Origin of the sequence: Streptomyces regalis (genome assembly GCF_001509475.1) — a bacterium.
In the GTDB taxonomy this organism is placed as follows: domain Bacteria; phylum Actinomycetota; class Actinomycetes; order Streptomycetales; family Streptomycetaceae; genus Streptomyces; species Streptomyces regalis.
Genome location: NZ_LLZG01000396.1, coordinates 1 through 15,413, shown reverse-complemented (window position 1 = coordinate 15,413; position 15,413 = coordinate 1). Strand labels below are relative to the sequence as shown.

Annotated in this window: 14 protein-coding genes; 11 read left to right on the top strand and 3 right to left on the bottom strand. The window is 72.7% G+C overall.

Going from position 1 to position 15,413, the window contains the following annotated elements:
- Positions 1-231: 231 nt before the first annotated feature.
- Positions 232-2,280, top strand: coding sequence for an elongation factor G (gene fusA, locus ADL12_RS42055; protein ID WP_062713376.1), 2,049 nt, complete (start codon positions 232-234; stop codon positions 2,278-2,280).
- 212 nt (positions 2,281-2,492) lie between these two features.
- The gene (locus ADL12_RS42050; RefSeq protein ID WP_062713374.1) at positions 2,493-3,032 is read left to right on the top strand and encodes a hypothetical protein; all 540 of its coding nucleotides are present in this window, start codon (positions 2,493-2,495) and stop codon (positions 3,030-3,032) included.
- 28 nt (positions 3,033-3,060) lie between these two features.
- On the opposite strand, the gene ADL12_RS42045 is transcribed toward ADL12_RS42050, so the two are convergent.
- Positions 3,061-3,453: an SCO5389 family protein gene (locus ADL12_RS42045; RefSeq protein ID WP_062713372.1), complete on the bottom strand. Its 393-nt coding sequence runs from the start codon at positions 3,451-3,453 to the stop codon at positions 3,061-3,063.
- 56 nt (positions 3,454-3,509) lie between these two features.
- The gene (locus ADL12_RS42040) at positions 3,510-4,457 is read right to left on the bottom strand and encodes an ATP-binding protein (protein WP_062713370.1); all 948 of its coding nucleotides are present in this window, start codon (positions 4,455-4,457) and stop codon (positions 3,510-3,512) included.
- A 182-nt stretch (positions 4,458-4,639) separates the two neighbouring features.
- Between ADL12_RS42040 and ADL12_RS42035 the strand changes: the two genes are divergently transcribed.
- The 5 genes from ADL12_RS42035 (at position 4,640) to ADL12_RS42015 (ending at position 10,594) form a co-directional block, all read left to right on the top strand.
- Positions 4,640-5,176, top strand: a complete 537-nt coding sequence (locus tag ADL12_RS42035) for a GNAT family N-acetyltransferase (protein WP_062713368.1) — start codon at positions 4,640-4,642, stop codon at positions 5,174-5,176.
- Positions 5,177-5,179: 3 nt separating this feature from the next.
- Positions 5,180-6,685 carry an ABC transporter substrate-binding protein gene (locus tag ADL12_RS42030; RefSeq protein WP_062713366.1) on the top strand — a complete coding sequence of 502 codons (1,506 nt, stop codon included), beginning with the start codon at positions 5,180-5,182 and terminating at the stop codon, positions 6,683-6,685.
- A 3-nt stretch (positions 6,686-6,688) separates the two neighbouring features.
- Positions 6,689-8,488: an ABC transporter permease subunit gene (locus tag ADL12_RS42025; protein WP_062713364.1), complete on the top strand. Its 1,800-nt coding sequence runs from the start codon at positions 6,689-6,691 to the stop codon at positions 8,486-8,488.
- Entirely contained in the window at positions 8,485-9,711 is a 1,227-nt protein-coding gene (locus ADL12_RS42020; protein ID WP_062713362.1) for an MDR family MFS transporter, read from the top strand. The genes ADL12_RS42025 and ADL12_RS42020 overlap by 4 nt, the downstream gene beginning before the upstream one ends.
- A 445-nt stretch (positions 9,712-10,156) precedes the next feature.
- Entirely contained in the window at positions 10,157-10,594 is a 438-nt protein-coding gene (locus tag ADL12_RS42015; RefSeq protein ID WP_062713353.1) for a GNAT family N-acetyltransferase, read from the top strand.
- Between the two features lie 3 nt (positions 10,595-10,597).
- Here the strand turns inward: ADL12_RS42015 and ADL12_RS42010 are convergent, their stop codons facing one another.
- Positions 10,598-11,356, bottom strand: coding sequence for a CDP-alcohol phosphatidyltransferase family protein (locus tag ADL12_RS42010; protein ID WP_062713351.1), 759 nt, complete (start codon positions 11,354-11,356; stop codon positions 10,598-10,600).
- 108 nt (positions 11,357-11,464) lie between these two features.
- Between ADL12_RS42010 and ADL12_RS42005 the strand changes: the two genes are divergently transcribed.
- From ADL12_RS42005 to ADL12_RS41990, 4 genes are all read left to right on the top strand, one after another.
- Positions 11,465-12,448, top strand: coding sequence for a zinc-dependent alcohol dehydrogenase (locus ADL12_RS42005; RefSeq protein ID WP_062713349.1), 984 nt, complete (start codon positions 11,465-11,467; stop codon positions 12,446-12,448).
- Positions 12,449-12,600: 152 nt separating this feature from the next.
- A complete protein-coding gene (locus tag ADL12_RS42000; RefSeq protein ID WP_031475993.1) occupies positions 12,601-12,999 on the top strand; it encodes a 6-pyruvoyl trahydropterin synthase family protein in 399 nt (132 codons plus the stop codon).
- A complete protein-coding gene (locus ADL12_RS41995; RefSeq protein ID WP_208614728.1) occupies positions 12,996-14,216 on the top strand; it encodes a glycosyltransferase family 4 protein in 1,221 nt (406 codons plus the stop codon). The genes ADL12_RS42000 and ADL12_RS41995 overlap by 4 nt, the downstream gene beginning before the upstream one ends.
- A complete protein-coding gene (locus tag ADL12_RS41990; protein ID WP_062713347.1) occupies positions 14,213-15,271 on the top strand; it encodes a class I SAM-dependent methyltransferase in 1,059 nt (352 codons plus the stop codon). Before ADL12_RS41995 ends, ADL12_RS41990 begins: the two co-directional genes overlap by 4 nt.
- The last annotated feature ends 142 nt before the right edge of the window (positions 15,272-15,413 follow it).

Genomic DNA, 15,413 nt, shown 5'->3' with positions numbered 1-15,413 from the left:
GGTACGTGGTGATCCTCGTGTCCTCGTCCGCCCGGTGCCCGCTGCGCGGCCGGCATCGGATGCCCGCGACGACCATCTGAGAGCGCCTGAGTACGTCAACGTACGCCAACACGCCTGCCATAGCACCCTTCTGACGGGGCGGCAGGGTCATGTTCGCGTGCGCGCCTGCGTGTCGTCCGGGAATCGCGCTGACCCGTTTCCGTTTCCGGATCATCCGAAAGGCCAAGGGCCGTGCGCACCAACCTCCACACCCTCACTGCCGTCCGCAACCTCGGCATCCTCGCCCACGTCGACGCAGGAAAGACCACCGTCACCGAGCGGATCCTGTACGCCACCGGGACCACGCACAAGCGCGGCGAGGTCCACGACGGCACCACTGTCACCGACTTCGACCCGCAGGAGCGCGATCGCGGGATCACCATTTTCGCCGCAGCCGTGAGCTGCGCCTGGGACGGTCACCGGATCAACCTCATCGACACGCCCGGTCACGTCGACTTCGCCGACGAGGTGGAGCGTTCGCTGCGCGTCCTCGACGGCGCGGTCGCGGTGTTCGACGCCGTGGCCGGGGTCGAGCCGCAGAGCGAGTCGGTATGGCGGCAGGCCGAGCGGCACGGCGTGCCGAGAATCGCCTTCGTCAACAAGCTGGACCGTGCAGGCGCCGACCTCGACACGGCCGTGGCGTCGATCCGGGAACGGCTGCATCCGGCGCCGCTGGTCGTGCAGTTGCCCATCGGAACGGAGGACGGCTTCCGCGGTGTCGTGGACCTCGTACGGATGCGGGCGCTGGTGTGGGCCGACGGCGCCGAGACGGTCGTGGAAGAGCGGATGCCGGAGGATCTCCAGGCGGAGGCGGACCGGCGTCGGCGGCTTCTGGAGGAGGCGGTGGCCGAACTGCACGCCGGCGCGCTGGAGGAGTTCTGCGCGCGGTCGACGCTCTCGCCGGAGACTCTCGGCGCTGCCCTGCGCTCCCTGACGACCAGCGGCGATGGTGTCGTCGTGCTGTGCGGCTCGGCCTACCGCAACCGCGGTATCGAGCCGTTGCTCGACGCGGTCGTGGCGTATCTTCCCTCGCCGCTCGACGTACCGGCCGTACGCGGCCTGCGCGACGGGGTGGAGGAGGACCGGCCCGCGGACCCGTCGGCGCCGTTGGCGGCGCTGGCGTTCAAGGTGAGTGCCACGTCGACAGGGCGGCTCACCTACCTGCGCCTGTACTCGGGAACGATCGAGAAGGGAGACACGGTGTTCGACGCGGGTGCGCGGCGCAGTGAGCGGATCGGGCGGATCCTGCGGGTCCAGGCCGACCGCCACGCCCAGGTGGACCGGGCGGTCGCCGGAGACATCGTGGCCGTGGTCGGCCTGAAGTCGGCTCGCCCGGGCTCCACCCTGTGCGCGCCGGACGCCCCACTCGTCCTCGAACCGCCGAGCGTGGCCGACCCGGTGGTGTCCGTGGCGGTCGAGGCCCGCACGTCCACCGACACCGACCGGCTGGCCTCCGCGCTGGCACGGCTGGCCGAGGAGGACCCGTCACTGGTCGTGCGGACCGACGCCGAGACCGGCCAGACGGTGCTGTCCGGCATGGGTGAACTGCACTTGGAGGTCGCGGTGGAGAAGATCCGGCGGGAGGTCGGGCTGGACGTCAACGTCGGCCGCCCCCGGGTGTCCTACCGGGAGACGGTCGGCCGCGGGGTGTCCGGCTTCGTCTTCCGGCACGTCAAACAGGATGGCGGGGCGGGGCAGTTCGCGCATGTCGTCCTCGACGTGGAGCCGGCGGAGACCGGGTCCGGCTTCGAGTTCCGCTCGGCCGTCGTCGGCGGTCGTGTGCCGCAGGAGTACGTGCGCGCCGTCGAGGCCGGCTGCCGGGACGCCCTCGCCGAAGGCCCGCTGGGCGGCCATCCGGTGACCGGACTGCGCGTCACCCTCACCGACGGCTCGACCCATGTGAAGGACTCCTCCGACACGGCCTTCCGCACGGCCGGCCGACTCGGTCTCCGAGATGCCCTGCGCGCCTGCGCGATGGTCCTCCTGGAGCCGGTCGTCGAGGTCACGGTCACCGTGCCCGAGGACGCGGTCGGCGGGGTCCTCGGCGACCTCGCGGCACGACGGGGCCGCGTGACCGGCTCGACCACGCGCGCGGGCGCGGCGGTCGTGACGGCGACCGTGCCGCTGGCCGAACTGTTCGGCTACGCGACGCGGTTGCGGAGCCGGACGCAGGGGCGGGGGACGTTCACGGCCCGGCCGACCGGGTATGCGGCGGCGCCGGTGGCGACGGCGTCGCGGTAGGGCGGCAGGGCCCGTCCCTTCGGGAGGACAGCGCCCTCCGCCGTCCACGGGCAGCCCCTCCCGCGCATGCGGGAGGGGCTGCCCCGATCGGGATCGTCACGCGTGGGGATGACGTGCTCCTCACCCGTCGCGCTCTGTGGTTCCCCAGCCCCTACGGTCTTCCGGGGAACCACCGTTGGCGGTCACCACTCAGCGCAGACGAAGAGGTACACATGAGCTTGTCCTTCCGGCGAAACCTCGACGGGACGACTACCGGCCGCAACACCGATACGGGCTTCACCGTGACGGACACCGACGAGGAAGAGGTCAAGCGGCGCCTGTACGAAGACGCCGGGTGGGACTACACGCCCCCGCCGCCTCCCGTGCCGCCCGGATACCACCGGTTCGCCCTGGTGGACGACTGGTTCGGCCACGGAGGCTTCAGCCACGAGCGGTACGCGAGCCTGCGTGAGAACCCGCCGGACGGGTGTGCCCCCGTCGACTGGGGCTCCTTCGCCCTCGAGTGCGAGCGTCCCGGAGGCACGCTGTTGGAGGCTGTGGCCGACACCGTTGCCGAGATCCGTCGGCAGCACGGGCTGGTGATGAACAGCCTCGGTATCGAGAAGCCTGACGAGTGGTTCGGCGACGGAAAGGACGGATACGGGGCGACGATCGTGGCCCACCTGCTCCTGATGGCCGCTCATCGTGCCTCACTCCTCGGCTACAGCCGCGAAGATCTGGTTCGTCTACTCGACGCGACCGGCGTCGAGTAGACCGTGCCATGCGTGTGGGTGCGTCGGTTCAGCAGTCCCTGAACTCCGGCGACTGGTTCAGCACCTGCGACCGCACCGAAGTGAACCGCGCATACGTCTCCCCGTCCCGGCCCTCCGCCCGGAACGCCGCCACCCGGTGGCAGTTCTGGAAGGCGAGGGCCACCCCGAAGTGGCGCTCCAGGCTGCCGCGGATCGCGTCGCTGGCGAGGGCGCGCAGGAGCTGGCCGCGCTCCTTCTCGGACGGGGGAGGGGTCTGGTTGTCGGTGAACTCGGCCGTGCCGCCCTTGAGTTCCTCGGCGAGGGAGGCGATCAGGTCGTAGGCGTACGGCAGCGAGGTGCGGACCGTGTCCACGAAGTCCTCCTCGCGGATGTCACCGTGTTCGGCTTCGGCGAGGAGCTTCGGGGAGACGTCGAGAGACATGTGCGTGTGTTCCTGTTCGGTGGTGGCGATGTGTGGTGCTGGGGGGTACGTCGTCGTCAGGTCAGTGCCGTCGTGCCGGGCACGAACTCCGGGTCCACCTGAGAGGCCAGGTCATGGCCCGTCCTGTCGTCCGCCCACGCGCGCGCGTTGCGCAGATGGAACTCGACGGCATGGCGGTGCATCGTCGGCCAGTCCTTGGGGTGGGCGTCGACCGCCTCGCGCAGGACGTTCAGGGCGTGGACGTTGTGGGACTCCAACTCGCCCTGCTCACGGCCCTGTTCGGCCGCGCGGACCCAGGAGGAGTGGACCAGGTGGGTGAGGAGGTCGTCGCCGACCTCCTCCTTCAGGAAGAGCAGGTCGTCCTCGCCCGTCACCTTGTTGCCGATGACCGCGATGCGGATCCCGAACTCCCGGGCGTGGTCCCGGTACTGGCGGTAGACCGAGACGCCCTTGCGGGTCGGTTCCGCGACCAGGAAGGTCATGTCGAAGCGGGTGAACAGGCCCGACGCGAAGGCGTCCGCGCCTGCCGTCATGTCGACCACGACGTACTCGCCGGGGCCGTCGACCAGGTGCCCGAGGTAGAGCTCGACCGCGCCGAGTTTGGAGTGGTAGCAGGCCACCCCGAGGTCGCTCTCGTCGAACTCGCCCGTCACCATCAGCGGCACGTCACCGACGCGCCGGACGTGCCGCGCGTGCAGTTCGTCGTCGCCGAGCAGGGTCAGCAGGCGTGAGCCTCCGCCGGGCGGGGTGGTCTTGATCATGGCGTCGGCGGACGGGATGCGCGGGTTCGTACCGCGCAGGAACTCCTTGATGTCCCCCAGGTGGGCGCCGAGGGGCGGGGCGTCCAGGGCGTCGCCGTCGTGTCCCAGCGCCTCGGGGAGGTGCTGGTTGATGTCGCCGTCGATGGCCAGTACGGGTGCGCCGGCGCGGGCGAGGTGGCGGGAGAAGAGCGCCGACAGGGTGGTCTTGCCGCTGCCGCCCTTGCCGACGAATGCGATACGCATCAGCAGGAGCCCGCTTTCGCGGTCAGGGCAGCCCTCAGGATACCCTTGTTGAAAATGGATGTCATGTGGCTAGGTTGTCGGCGGCTCGTGATCACTGTCAAATCGCCTGGCGCACAAGGGGGTTGGGTGCGATGCGGGGGTGGTCGTGATCAGGCATCGCGCTTAATGCATATGATGTGCAAGTGCGTGACTACAGCATCAGGGTGGCGAGCCCGGACGACCTCGACGGTGCGCGAGCCCTGATGCTCGACACCGTCTACCGCGACTTCGGCACCGGCTATGTGCCCCGCTGGCACGCGGACATCATCGACCCGGCCACTGCCTATCTCGCCCCGCCCCGCCACACCCTCCTCGTCGCACTCGACCCGCGCGACGGAGGTGTCGTGGCCACGGCCGCCCTCGACGCCCGCGGCCCGGCCCACCCGCCGAACCCTCGCCACCTCGCCGAGCGCTACCCCTGCGGCGAGACCGCGCAGCTGCGCCGGGTCTACGTCCGTCCCGAACATCGCAGGCGCGGCCTCGCCCGGCGGCTCGTCGACGAGCTGCTCGCCTTCGCGGTCGCGGACGGCGGCTACCGAGCCGTCTATCTGCACACCGACCCGAAGGTGCCCGGCGCCGAGGGCTTCTGGCGTTCGCTCGGCAAGGTCGTGCACGACGAACGTGAGGAACCGGACGGCAGCAACGGCGTCGTCCACTTCGAGATACCGATGGAGCGATAGACCGTGGGACAGAACGTGCGGCGCCGACTGCGACCGCTCATCGCCCTTGCGCTGGCCCCCGTCCTCGCCGGCTGCTTCGCCTCCGGCGGCGGCACCGACGCCGCGGGCGACGCCCAGGACGGCTCCCGCCTCCGCGTCGCCCTCGCCTTCCCGCCCGCCGAGAACCTCTCGCCGTACGGTGCCGACTCCACCATCCTCAGCCGCCTCGGCGTCACCGAGGGCCTGACCGCGCTGGACGCCAACGGCACCGCCGCGCCCGCCCTCGCCGCCTTCTGGCAGCAGGAGAACGACCGCACCTGGCTGTTCACCCTGCGCGAGGCCACCTTCCAGGACGGTTCCGCCGTCACCCCGGCCGCGGTCGCCACCGCCCTCACCCACGCCACGCAGGCCAAGCCCGTCCCGGCCGCCCTCTCCGGCGTCACCCTCACCGCGAAGGCCGAGGGCAGCACCGGCGTACGGATCACCACCGAGGACCCCGACCCCGTCCTGCCGCTGCGCCTGACCAGCCCTGCCCTCGCCGTCTTCTCCGGCAAGGCGTACGGCACGCAGGACAAGGTCGACCCGGTCGGCACCGCCACCGGACCCTTCGAACTCACCAAGGTCATGGGCGCCACCGCCGCCACCCTCGACCGCTACGACGACTACTGGGGCGGCCGCGCCCAGGCCACCGGCATCGACGTCAAGTTCGTCCCCGACGGCACCGCCCGCGCGAGCGCCCTGCGCACCGACCAGGTCGACCTCGCCGAGGCGATCCCCGTCGCCCAGGCCGCCACCCTCGACAAGGCCACCCGCGAGGTGACCGCCACGACCCGCACCACGAGCCTGCTCCTCAACACCGAGAAGGGCGCCTTCAAGGACGCCGCGCTGCGGGCCGCCGCTCGTCGGGCCGTCGACACCTCCGCGTTCGCCAACGGTGTCTATGAGGGATACGCCGATGCCGGCGCCGGCATCTACGGGCCCGCTGTCACCTGGGCCGCGGGCAAGCGCACCGAGCCGGTCGGGCGGGCGGAGCCCGGGAAGCCGGAGGGAACTCGCATCACGCTCGCCACCTACGACAACCGGCCCGAACTCCCGGAAGCCGCCCAGGTGCTGAAGCAGCAGCTGGAGAAGGCCGGGTTCGAGGTCACGCTGGAGGTGCGCGAGTACTCGCGGCTGGAGAGCGACGCGCTGGACGGCAGGTTCGACGCGTTCGTGCTCGCCCGCAACACCCTCGTCGACACCGGCGACCCCGTCTCCGTCCTCGCCAGTGACTACACATGCGACGGCGGCTACAACATCGCCCAGCTGTGCGACAAGGACGTCGACCGGGCTGTGGCCAAGGCGGAGGGCACCGCTGACACCGCCGAGCGGCAGGATGCGGCGATGGCCGCCGAGGCACGCATCCTCGGCACGGACGCCGTCGTACCGCTGGTGCACCAGCGCATCATCACCGGCGTCGCGGCCTCGGTCCGCGGCGCGCTCCTCGACCCGTACGAGCGCACCCTCGTCGGCGTCGGCACCCGGCGCTGACCCGTGCGGCGCCAGGCAGTCACGCTTCTGTGGCGTGCGGGGATCGCGGCCGCCCTGGTGTGCGCCATCGGCGTGCTGCCCTGGCTCTCGCACACCGACCCGGCGCTCACCGTGCTCAAGGCCCGGTCGGCGGACCGCGACCCCACCCCCGAGGTGCTGGCGGACATCCGCGCCCAACTCGGCCTGGAACAAGGCCCGTTCCACCTCCTCGGTGACTGGCTGGGCGGGCTGTGGCGCGGGGACGCCGGCCGGTCGTGGATCTCCGGCAGCGAGGTCACGCCCGCCGTGCTCCAGGCCCTGGGCGTGTCCCTGCTGCTGATGGCGGTGGCCCTCGCGGTCGCCGTCGTCACCGCCGCACTGATCTGCGCCCGCACCCTGTGGCTCGGCGCCCACCGGCGGCTCGACGGGCGGCGCGCGGGAGGCAGCGGCTCCGCCGTCCTCGCCGCACTGCCCGAGTTCCTCACCGCGTCCGTGCTCGCCACCGTCGTCGGCGTGCAGTGGGGCTGGCTGCCCGCACTCGGCTGGTACGGCCCCCAGTGGACCGTGCTGCCCGCACTCGCGCTCGGCCTGCCCGCCGGGGCCGTCCTCGGCCGCCTCCTCGACGACCTGCTGCCCGGCGCCTTCGCCGAGCCCTGGGCTCTGGCCGCCACCGCACGCGGACTGCCGGGCCGTACCGTCGCCCGCCAGGCCCTGCGCCGCTGTCTGCCCGGACTGCTGCCCAACACCGGCCTGTTCGTCGTAGGACTGACCGGCGGCTCGGTCACCGTAGAGCAGATCTTCGACATCCCCGGCCTGGGCCGCACCACCCTCCAGGCCGCCCTCGCCCAGGACCTGCCCGTCCTCCAGGCCGGCACGCTCGCCCTCGTCCTGCTCGCCGCGGCCGCCGCCGGACTGGCCCACGTCCTCACCCGCCTGCTGATCGGACCGGCTCTGCGCGACGGCGCCCTGCCGTCCCTGCACCGACGGTCGCCGTCCGCCCACACGATCCTGCCGTTCGCCTACGCCGGCCTGCTCGCCGGCGTCATCGCCCTCGGACTGCCCCGCGACCCGCTGGCCCTCGACACCGCCGAGCGACTCGCGTCCCCTTCCCCGGCGCACCCGTTCGGCACCGACGCGCTCGGCAGGGACGTCCTCGCCCGCGTCGCCCACGGTGCCCTCGACACCCTGCTGCTCGCCCTCGCGATCACCGCCGTCACCCTGCTCACCGGAGTGGCGCTCGGCCTGCTGCCCCGCCTGACCGGCCCGCTCGTCGACACCGTCACCGCGCTGCCGCCGGTCCTCGTCGCCCTGCTCGTCACCGCGATCGTCGGCAGCGGCACCGCCACGCCCGCGCTCGCCGTGGCCGCCGTCGCCTGGGCGCCGCTCGCCGCCCACACCTCCGCGCTGCTACGGCAGGAACGTGCCGCCCTCCACCTGACAGCCACCCGCGCCCTGGGCGCCGGCCCGTGCTTCCTCCTGCGTCACGAACTGCTCCCCGCCATCGTCCCGCCCGTCACCCGCCACGCCCTGCTCCGCCTGCCCGGCATCGCCCTCGCGCTCGCCTCGCTGGCCTTCCTCGGCCTGGGCGCCCAGCCGCCCTCGCCGGAGTGGGGCCTGCTCCTCGCCGAGAACCAGCCCTACGCCGAGCGCGCCCCCTGGGCCGTCCTCGCCCCCGCCGCCGTACTCGCCCTGCTGGGCGCGCTGGCGGTGACGGCGGCCGGTGGCGTACGGCGCGGGCGGCGGCGCCGGCGGCGGAGGACCGAGCCCGTCGTGCCCTTGCCCGAACAGCACCCAGCCACCCAGGAGTTGGTGAAGACCGGATGACCATGCTGCTGTCGCGCGGCCTGCGCAAGGCGCCGGACCGCCCCCGCCTCTCGCCCCTCCTCCGCCTGCTCATCCTCACCCAACTCGCCTTCAACATCGGCTTCTTCGCCGTCCTGCCCTTCCTCGCCGAGCACCTGGGGCAGGCCGTCGGCATGGCGGGCTGGCTGGTCGGGTTCGTGCTGGGGCTGCGGACGTTCAGCCAGCAGGGGCTGTTCGTGGTGGGCGGCGCGCTGGCCGACCGGTACGGCATCCGGCCGGTCGTGCTCACGGGCTGCGTCCTGCGGATCGCCGGGTTCGCGTGGCTCGGGTACGCGCAGGAGACGTGGGCGGTCATCGGCGCCGTGCTGCTGATCGGGTTCGCCGCCGCGCTGTTCTCGCCGGCCGTGGAGTCCGAGGTGGCCCGGCAGGCGGTGCTGTGGGAGGAGTCGGGGGCCGGTTCCCGTACCCGCGTCCTCGCGCTGCTGACCGTGGCCGGGCAGGCGGGCGCGTTCGTCGGGCCGCTGCTGGGCGCGCTGCTGCTGGCGGTGGACTTCCGCACGGTCTGCCTCGCCGGCGCCGCAATCTTCGTCCTCGTCCTCGCCGGGCACGCGTGGCTGCTGCCGCAGCACATACCCGGGCGGGGAGGCGTCCGGTTCCGTGGCGGCACGGGGAAGCTGCTGCGCAACCGCCGCTTCCTCGCCCTGTGCTGCGCGTACGGCGCCTACCTGCTCGCCTACAACCAGCTCTACCTCGCCCTTCCCGACGAGGTGGAGCGCGCCACGGGCTCCCAGGCGGCGCTGGCCTGGCTGTTCGCCCTGTCCTCGCTGCTGGTGGTGATCGCCCAGCTGCCGGTCACCCGGTGGGTGGGGGAGCGGCTCACCCTGCGCCGGTCCATGGTGGCCGGACTGCTGCTGATCTCGGCGGGGTTCGCGGTCGTGGCCGCCGCCCGGCCCGCCGACTGGACGGGCACGGCAGGTCTGTTGCCCGCGGCGGGCTTCGTCGTCCTGCTCACCCTCGGCCAGATGCTCGTCGCACCCGTCGCCCGCGCCTGGATCCCCGACCTCGCCGAGGAGGGCCGACTCGGCCTCTACACCGGCGCGCTGTCCTCGGTCTCCGGCCTGATCGTCCTGGTCGGCAGCTCGGCGACGGGAACTCTCCTCGACACCGGCCTGCCGGCGGCCGTGCCCTGGCTGGTGCTGGCGGCCGTACCGATTGCGGCGATAGCCCTGCTGCCGCGCAGATAGGGGCCGGTGTACCCGTGCGACGGCGTTGCCGCGAACGGGTGGGAGGGTGCTCGGCGTCGTCGCTGGGCGGGGGTGGGTCGCGCGGCCCGGCGCCGGCGGGTGCCGCCCTTCTGTGGGTCGGGAGCCGCCCCAGCGGCACGACTGCCCGCAGCTGGGTCGGCTCTGCGGCGCGCGGGCTTCGTCCTCAAACTCCCCCAGAGGGGGCACCCCCAGACGGGCTGGCTGTTGCCGGCCGGCGCCGAGAGGCGAGCTCACCACGCGTCGAAGCGCGCGCCGCCACGGGCCTGCAGTCGCGTACGGCGGGAAGGGGACGTGTCGGAGGGGGGACACCCCCCGGCGCGGCCCCGCCCCACAACGCACCCGCAGGCGCTACGTGAGACCCCACCCCACCCGCACAGGCCGCCGCAGGCATCCCACCGCAACTACCCCCGGTAGGGTCCACGGCATGGACGTTCAGGTGGAGATCGCTCGGGAGGCGAACGCGGAACTCGTGGCCGCCTTCGGCCGACTGCTGCCGCAGTTGTCGCGGACCGCCGAGCCCCTCGATCTCGCGGCGTTCGATCGCATCGTGAGGTGCGACGCGAACACCCTGCTCGTCGCGCGGGCGGACGGCGAGATCGTCGGCACCCTGACCCTCGCACTGCTTCCCGTGCCCTCGGGACTGCGCGCTCGGATCGAGGACGTGGTCGTCGACGCTGCCGCGCGCGGGCACGGAGTTGCCGGGCTGCTGATGCGTGAGGCGGTGCGGCTGGCGCGGGAGGCGGGGGCGCGGACCGTCGACCTCACCTCGCGGCCGGACCGGGCCGCGGCGAACAGGCTGTACGAGCGGCTGGGGTTCGCGGTGAGGGAGTCGACGGTGTACCGGATGCCGCTCGACGGCTGACGCTCAGGACGCCACCAGCTCCCGCACCTCCGCCACGGGCACCTGCTGCACGCGCGACGTCCGGTACAGCCACAGCACGTCCCGGCCGAACGACCAGACCAGCGCGGCCAGGGCCACTGCCGCGACCGCGAACGTCGCCGCGTACGGCAGGAGACCCGACGCGGCCAGCAGCAGGAACACGCCCTGCATCGCGGCGACCGTCTTGCGGGCCGTGCTCGGCGGGAGCGGGGCGTTCAGCCAGGGCCAGAGACGGGCGGCGGCGACGAAGCCGTAGCGCATGGCGCCGATGAGGAGGACCCAGGGGCCCAGGGACATCGAGACGTACACGCTCAACACGAGGATCAGGAACGCGTCCACCTCCATGTCGAAGCGTGCGCCCAGCGCTGTCGAGGTGCCGGTGCGGCGGGCCACCTTGCCGTCCACGCCGTCGAGGATCAGGGCGACCGCCGTCAGTCCGACGAACAATGTCACCGGCGGTGAGCTCTCAAAGGAGTCCGCCACCAGCGCCGTGACGCCGCCCACCAGTGTCGCGCGGCCGAGGGTGACCCGGTTGGCCGGGCCGAAGGAGCGGAGCCGGGACCGGTGCAGGGCCAGTGAGAGCAGCGCCCAGCTGGCGATGGCGAAGACGAGGCCGGTCAGCCAGCCCGCCGGCCCCATGCCGATCGCCGAACCGAGCAGGGCCAGCAACAGGATCTGCACGCCCGCTCCCACGGCGGTCTCCTGCTGGACCAGCCTTGCGTCGTAAGTGTTGTTCAGGGCCACCGCACATTCCTCCGGCCAGGTGACAGAGTCGATCAAGGCCGCGTACTGTGCGCGACCTGTGCACACCTCGGTACGTGAACAGCTTCCCGATCGTTCAGGAGGATTCCGATGAACCGCACCGCACGTGCGTTCTGGCTCAGCTCCCCGGGTGAGGGAGAGATCCGGGAGGTGACCCTGCCGGAACCGGGCGAGGCAGACGTGCTGGTGCGGTCGCTGTACTCCGGAGTCAGCCGGGGCACGGAGACGCTCGTGTTCCGGGGCGGGGTCCCGGAGAGTCAGCACGCGGCCATGCGGGCGCCGTTCCAGGAGGGCGAGTTCCCCGCCCCGGTGAAGTATGGCTATCTGAGTGTCGGGGTGGTGGAGGAGGGTCCGGATACGCTCGTCGGCCGTACCGTCTTCTGTCTCCATCCGCATCAGACGCGGTACGTCGTCCCCGCGAGCGCGGTGACCGTCGTACCCGGCACCGTGCCCGCCGAACGGGCCGTCCTCGCCGGCACCGTCGAGACCGCCGTCAACGCCCTCTGGGACGCCGCGCCCCTGGTCGGCGACCGGATCGCCGTGGTCGGCGGCGGCATGGTCGGCTGCTCGGTCGCCGCCCTGCTGGCGCGCTTCCCGGGCGTACGACTGCAGTTGGTCGACGCCGATCCGGGCCGGGCCGAGGTCGCCAAGGCCCTCGGCGTCGCCTTCGCCTCGCCCGAGGACGCGCTCGGCGAGTGCGACCTGGTCGTCCACGCCAGCGCCACCGAGCAGGGACTCGCCCGGTCGCTCGAACTGCTCAGGGCCGAGGGCACGGTCCTCGAACTCAGCTGGTACGGCGACCGGCAGATCGGCCTGCCGCTCGGCGAGGCCTTCCACTCCCGGCGGCTCGTCATCCGCAGCAGCCAGGTCGGCACCGTCTCCCCGGCGCGCCGCGCCAGCCGCACGTACGCCGACCGGCTCGCCCTCGCCCTCGACCTGCTCGCCGACCCGGCCCTCGACGCGCTCGTCACCGGGGAGAGCGCCTTCGCGGAGCTGCCCGAGGTCATGCCGAAGCTCGCCTCCGGGGAGATCCCGGCGCTCTGCCATCGCATCAGGTACGCGGACACGCCGTGACGCACTCACTCAAGCCAGGACGACAAGAGCGCCTGACCTGAGAAAAGAGTGAGAGACGGCTGAACAACGGGAAGCGAAGAGCCGTACTACACGGCGTCCCCGGCAGCGATGAGCCGGGGATGAGGAGCGCACCGCACCTGGAGGGTCGTCCGTTGTTCAGCATCACCGTCCGCGATCACATCATGATCGCCCACAGCTTCCGCGGCGAGGTCTTCGGACCCGCGCAGCGCCTCCACGGAGCGACGTTCCTGGTGGACGCCACGTTCCGGCGCGAGCAGCTGGACGACGACAACATCGTCGTCGACATCGGACTGGCCACGCGGGAACTGGGCGCCGTCGTCGGCGAACTGAACTACCGGAACCTGGACAACGAACCCGACTTCGCCGGGATCAACACGTCCACCGAGTTCCTGGCCAAGGTCATCGCCGACCGGCTCGCCGAGCGGATCGAGAAGGGCGCGCTGGGCGAGGGCGCGAAGGGGCTCGCGGGTCTCACCGTCACCCTGCACGAGTCGCATGTCGCATGGGCGAGTTACGAGCGTGCGCTGTGACCGACGTGACCCTGGAGAAGACGGCTCTGCAGAAGACGGGCCTGGACAAGACGGAGAAGGTCGCGCTCGGCTATGTGCCCGTGCAGCACCCCGTCCTGAAGAACGCCGAGATCATCCCCATGTCCCTGCGCTCCGTGCACTTCGTCATGCCGGGCGGCGTCGACGATCCGGCCGCGCCGAGCGGCGGCAACGCCTATGACCGGCGGGTGAGTCTGGATCTGCCCGGCTTCGGCTGGCAGGTCCACAAGCACGCGGTGGACGGGAGCTGGCCCAGCCCCGGGGCGGCGGCCCGTGCGGAACTCGCCCGTACGCTGCGGGAGTTTCCGGACGGTACGGTCGTCCTCCTCGACGGGCTGGTCGCCTGTGGCGTACCCGAGATCATCGTCCCGGAGGCGGAGCGGCTGCGTCTCGCGGTCCTCGTCCACCTGCCGCTCGGTGACGAGACGGGGCTGGCCCCCGCCGTCGCCGCGGAGCTGGACGCCCGGGAACGCACCGTGCTGCGCGCCGTCCCCGCGGTCATCGCCACCAGCGACTGGGCGGTCCGCCGCCTCGTCGCCCACCACGGCCTCGCCCCCGAGCGCGTCCATGTCGCCGCCCCCGGCGCCGACATCGCGCCCCTCGCGTCCGGCACGGACGGCGTCTCGCGGCTGCTGTGCGTGGCCGCCGTGACGCCGCGCAAGGGACAGCACCGGCTGGTGGAGGCGCTGGCGGCGGTGACCGACCTGCCGTGGAGCTGTGTGTGCGTGGGCGGACTCAACCAGGATCCCGAGTACGTGGCCGATCTGCGGTCCCTGATAGGGAAGCACGGCATCGAGGACCGACTGATCCTGGCGGGCCCGCAGGCCGGTGCCGAACTCGACGCCAGCTACAACGCCGCCGACCTCATGGTCCTCACCTCCTACGCCGAGACGTACGGCATGGCGGTGACGGAAGCGCTCGCACGCGGTATCCCCGTGCTCGCCACGGACGTCGGCGGACTGCCGGAGGCGGTCGGCCGGGCGCCCGACGGCGGCGTCCCCGGCATCCTCGTCCCGCCGGAGAACCCCGCCGCGATCGCCGCCGAACTGCGCGGCTGGTTCGGCGAGGCGGACGTACGACGCCGACTGAAGGCGGCGGCCCGGGGACGCCGGGCAGCCCTGAACGGCTGGGCCGGCACGGCCCGCAGCCTGGCCGCGGTTCTGGGCCGACTGCCGAACGAACCCCGGAGGGCGGCATGAGGAAGACGGCAACGACACCGAGCGGGGGGACGATTCCGGCACAGCCGGGACCGCGGGACTCCGCGGAATCGGGGATCGTTTCGGTGGAGGGCGACATGAGCGGTGGGTCCGTACCGGCGCCCGTACCGGCGGCGGCTGACGCGGACGCCGTGATTCTCGGGGCCGGGCCCAGCTTCCGTCCCGGTGAGCAAGCCACCGTACGGCTGCGGGAGGCCGGTCCTGACGACCCGCCCCGCTATGCCCCCGAGTGGCTGGAGCTGCGGGAAGGCGTCGATGCCGCCGCGCGGGCGCACGACCTGCTCGACCCCCTGCGGATCCGGCTGGCCAACCTGCCGGGACGGGCCGGACTGGTCATCCACGACGTGGGCTGCGGCACCGGCTCCATGGGCCGTTGGCTCGCGCCCCACCTCGACGGTTCCCAGCACTGGGTCCTGCATGACCGCGACCCGTACCTCCTGCACTTCGCCGCCGTGGCGTCCCCGCGCTCCTCCGCCGACGGCAGCCGTGTCACGGTCGAGACGCGCCGCGGCGACGTCGGCCGTCTCACCCCGGACGCCCTCGCCGGCGCCTCGCTGGTGACGGCCTCCGCACTGCTCGACGTCCTCACCCGCGAGGAGGTCGACACCCTCGCCGCCGCCTGTGCGGGCGCGGGCTGCCCGGCGCTGCTGACGCTCTCCGTCGCCGGCCGCGTCGAACTCACCCCGTCCGACCCGCTGGACACGGAGATCGCCGAGGCGTTCAACGCCCACCAGCGGCGCTCGGGTCTGCTGGGCCCGGACGCGATCACGGCAGCGGCCGAGGCCTTCTCCGAGCACGGCGCGACCGTCCAGGTGCACCCGAGCCCCTGGCGTCTCGGCCCCGGCGAGTCGGCGCTCACGGCCCAGTGGCTGCGCGGCTGGGTCGGCGCGGCGGTCGAGCAACGCCCCGAACTCCGCGAGCGCGCCGACCGCTACCTGCGGGACCGCCTCGCCGCCTGTGAGGCGGGCGAGCTGCACGTCGTGGTCCACCACAGCGACCTGCTGGCGCTGAGCCGGCCGACGGGCGGAGCGTCATGAGCGTGGAGACGGTGGCGAAGGCGAGCTTCACGCGACGGGACGCCGAGCCGCGAGAGCGGCGAGCGAAGGCATGGGCCGTGAGCACGGTCCCCGCCCTCCCCGAGGCGCCCTCCGCCGCCCGACTCACCACCACGCCCTCGGC

Bases quoted from the DNA above. Each gene is read 5' to 3' on its own strand.
- ADL12_RS41990 (WP_062713347.1), top strand. From the start codon at position 14,213: ATGAGGAAGACGGCAACGACACCGAGCGGGGGGACGATTCCGGCACAG.
- ADL12_RS42020 (WP_062713362.1), top strand. From the start codon at position 8,485: ATGACCATGCTGCTGTCGCGCGGCCTGCGCAAGGCGCCGGACCGCCCC.
- ADL12_RS42045 (WP_062713372.1), bottom strand. From the start codon at position 3,453: ATGTCTCTCGACGTCTCCCCGAAGCTCCTCGCCGAAGCCGAACACGGT.
- ADL12_RS42005 (WP_062713349.1), top strand. From the start codon at position 11,465: ATGAACCGCACCGCACGTGCGTTCTGGCTCAGCTCCCCGGGTGAGGGA.
- ADL12_RS42015 (WP_062713353.1), top strand. From the start codon at position 10,157: ATGGACGTTCAGGTGGAGATCGCTCGGGAGGCGAACGCGGAACTCGTG.
- ADL12_RS42040 (WP_062713370.1), bottom strand. From the start codon at position 4,457: ATGCGTATCGCATTCGTCGGCAAGGGCGGCAGCGGCAAGACCACCCTG.
- ADL12_RS42050 (WP_062713374.1), top strand. From the start codon at position 2,493: ATGAGCTTGTCCTTCCGGCGAAACCTCGACGGGACGACTACCGGCCGC.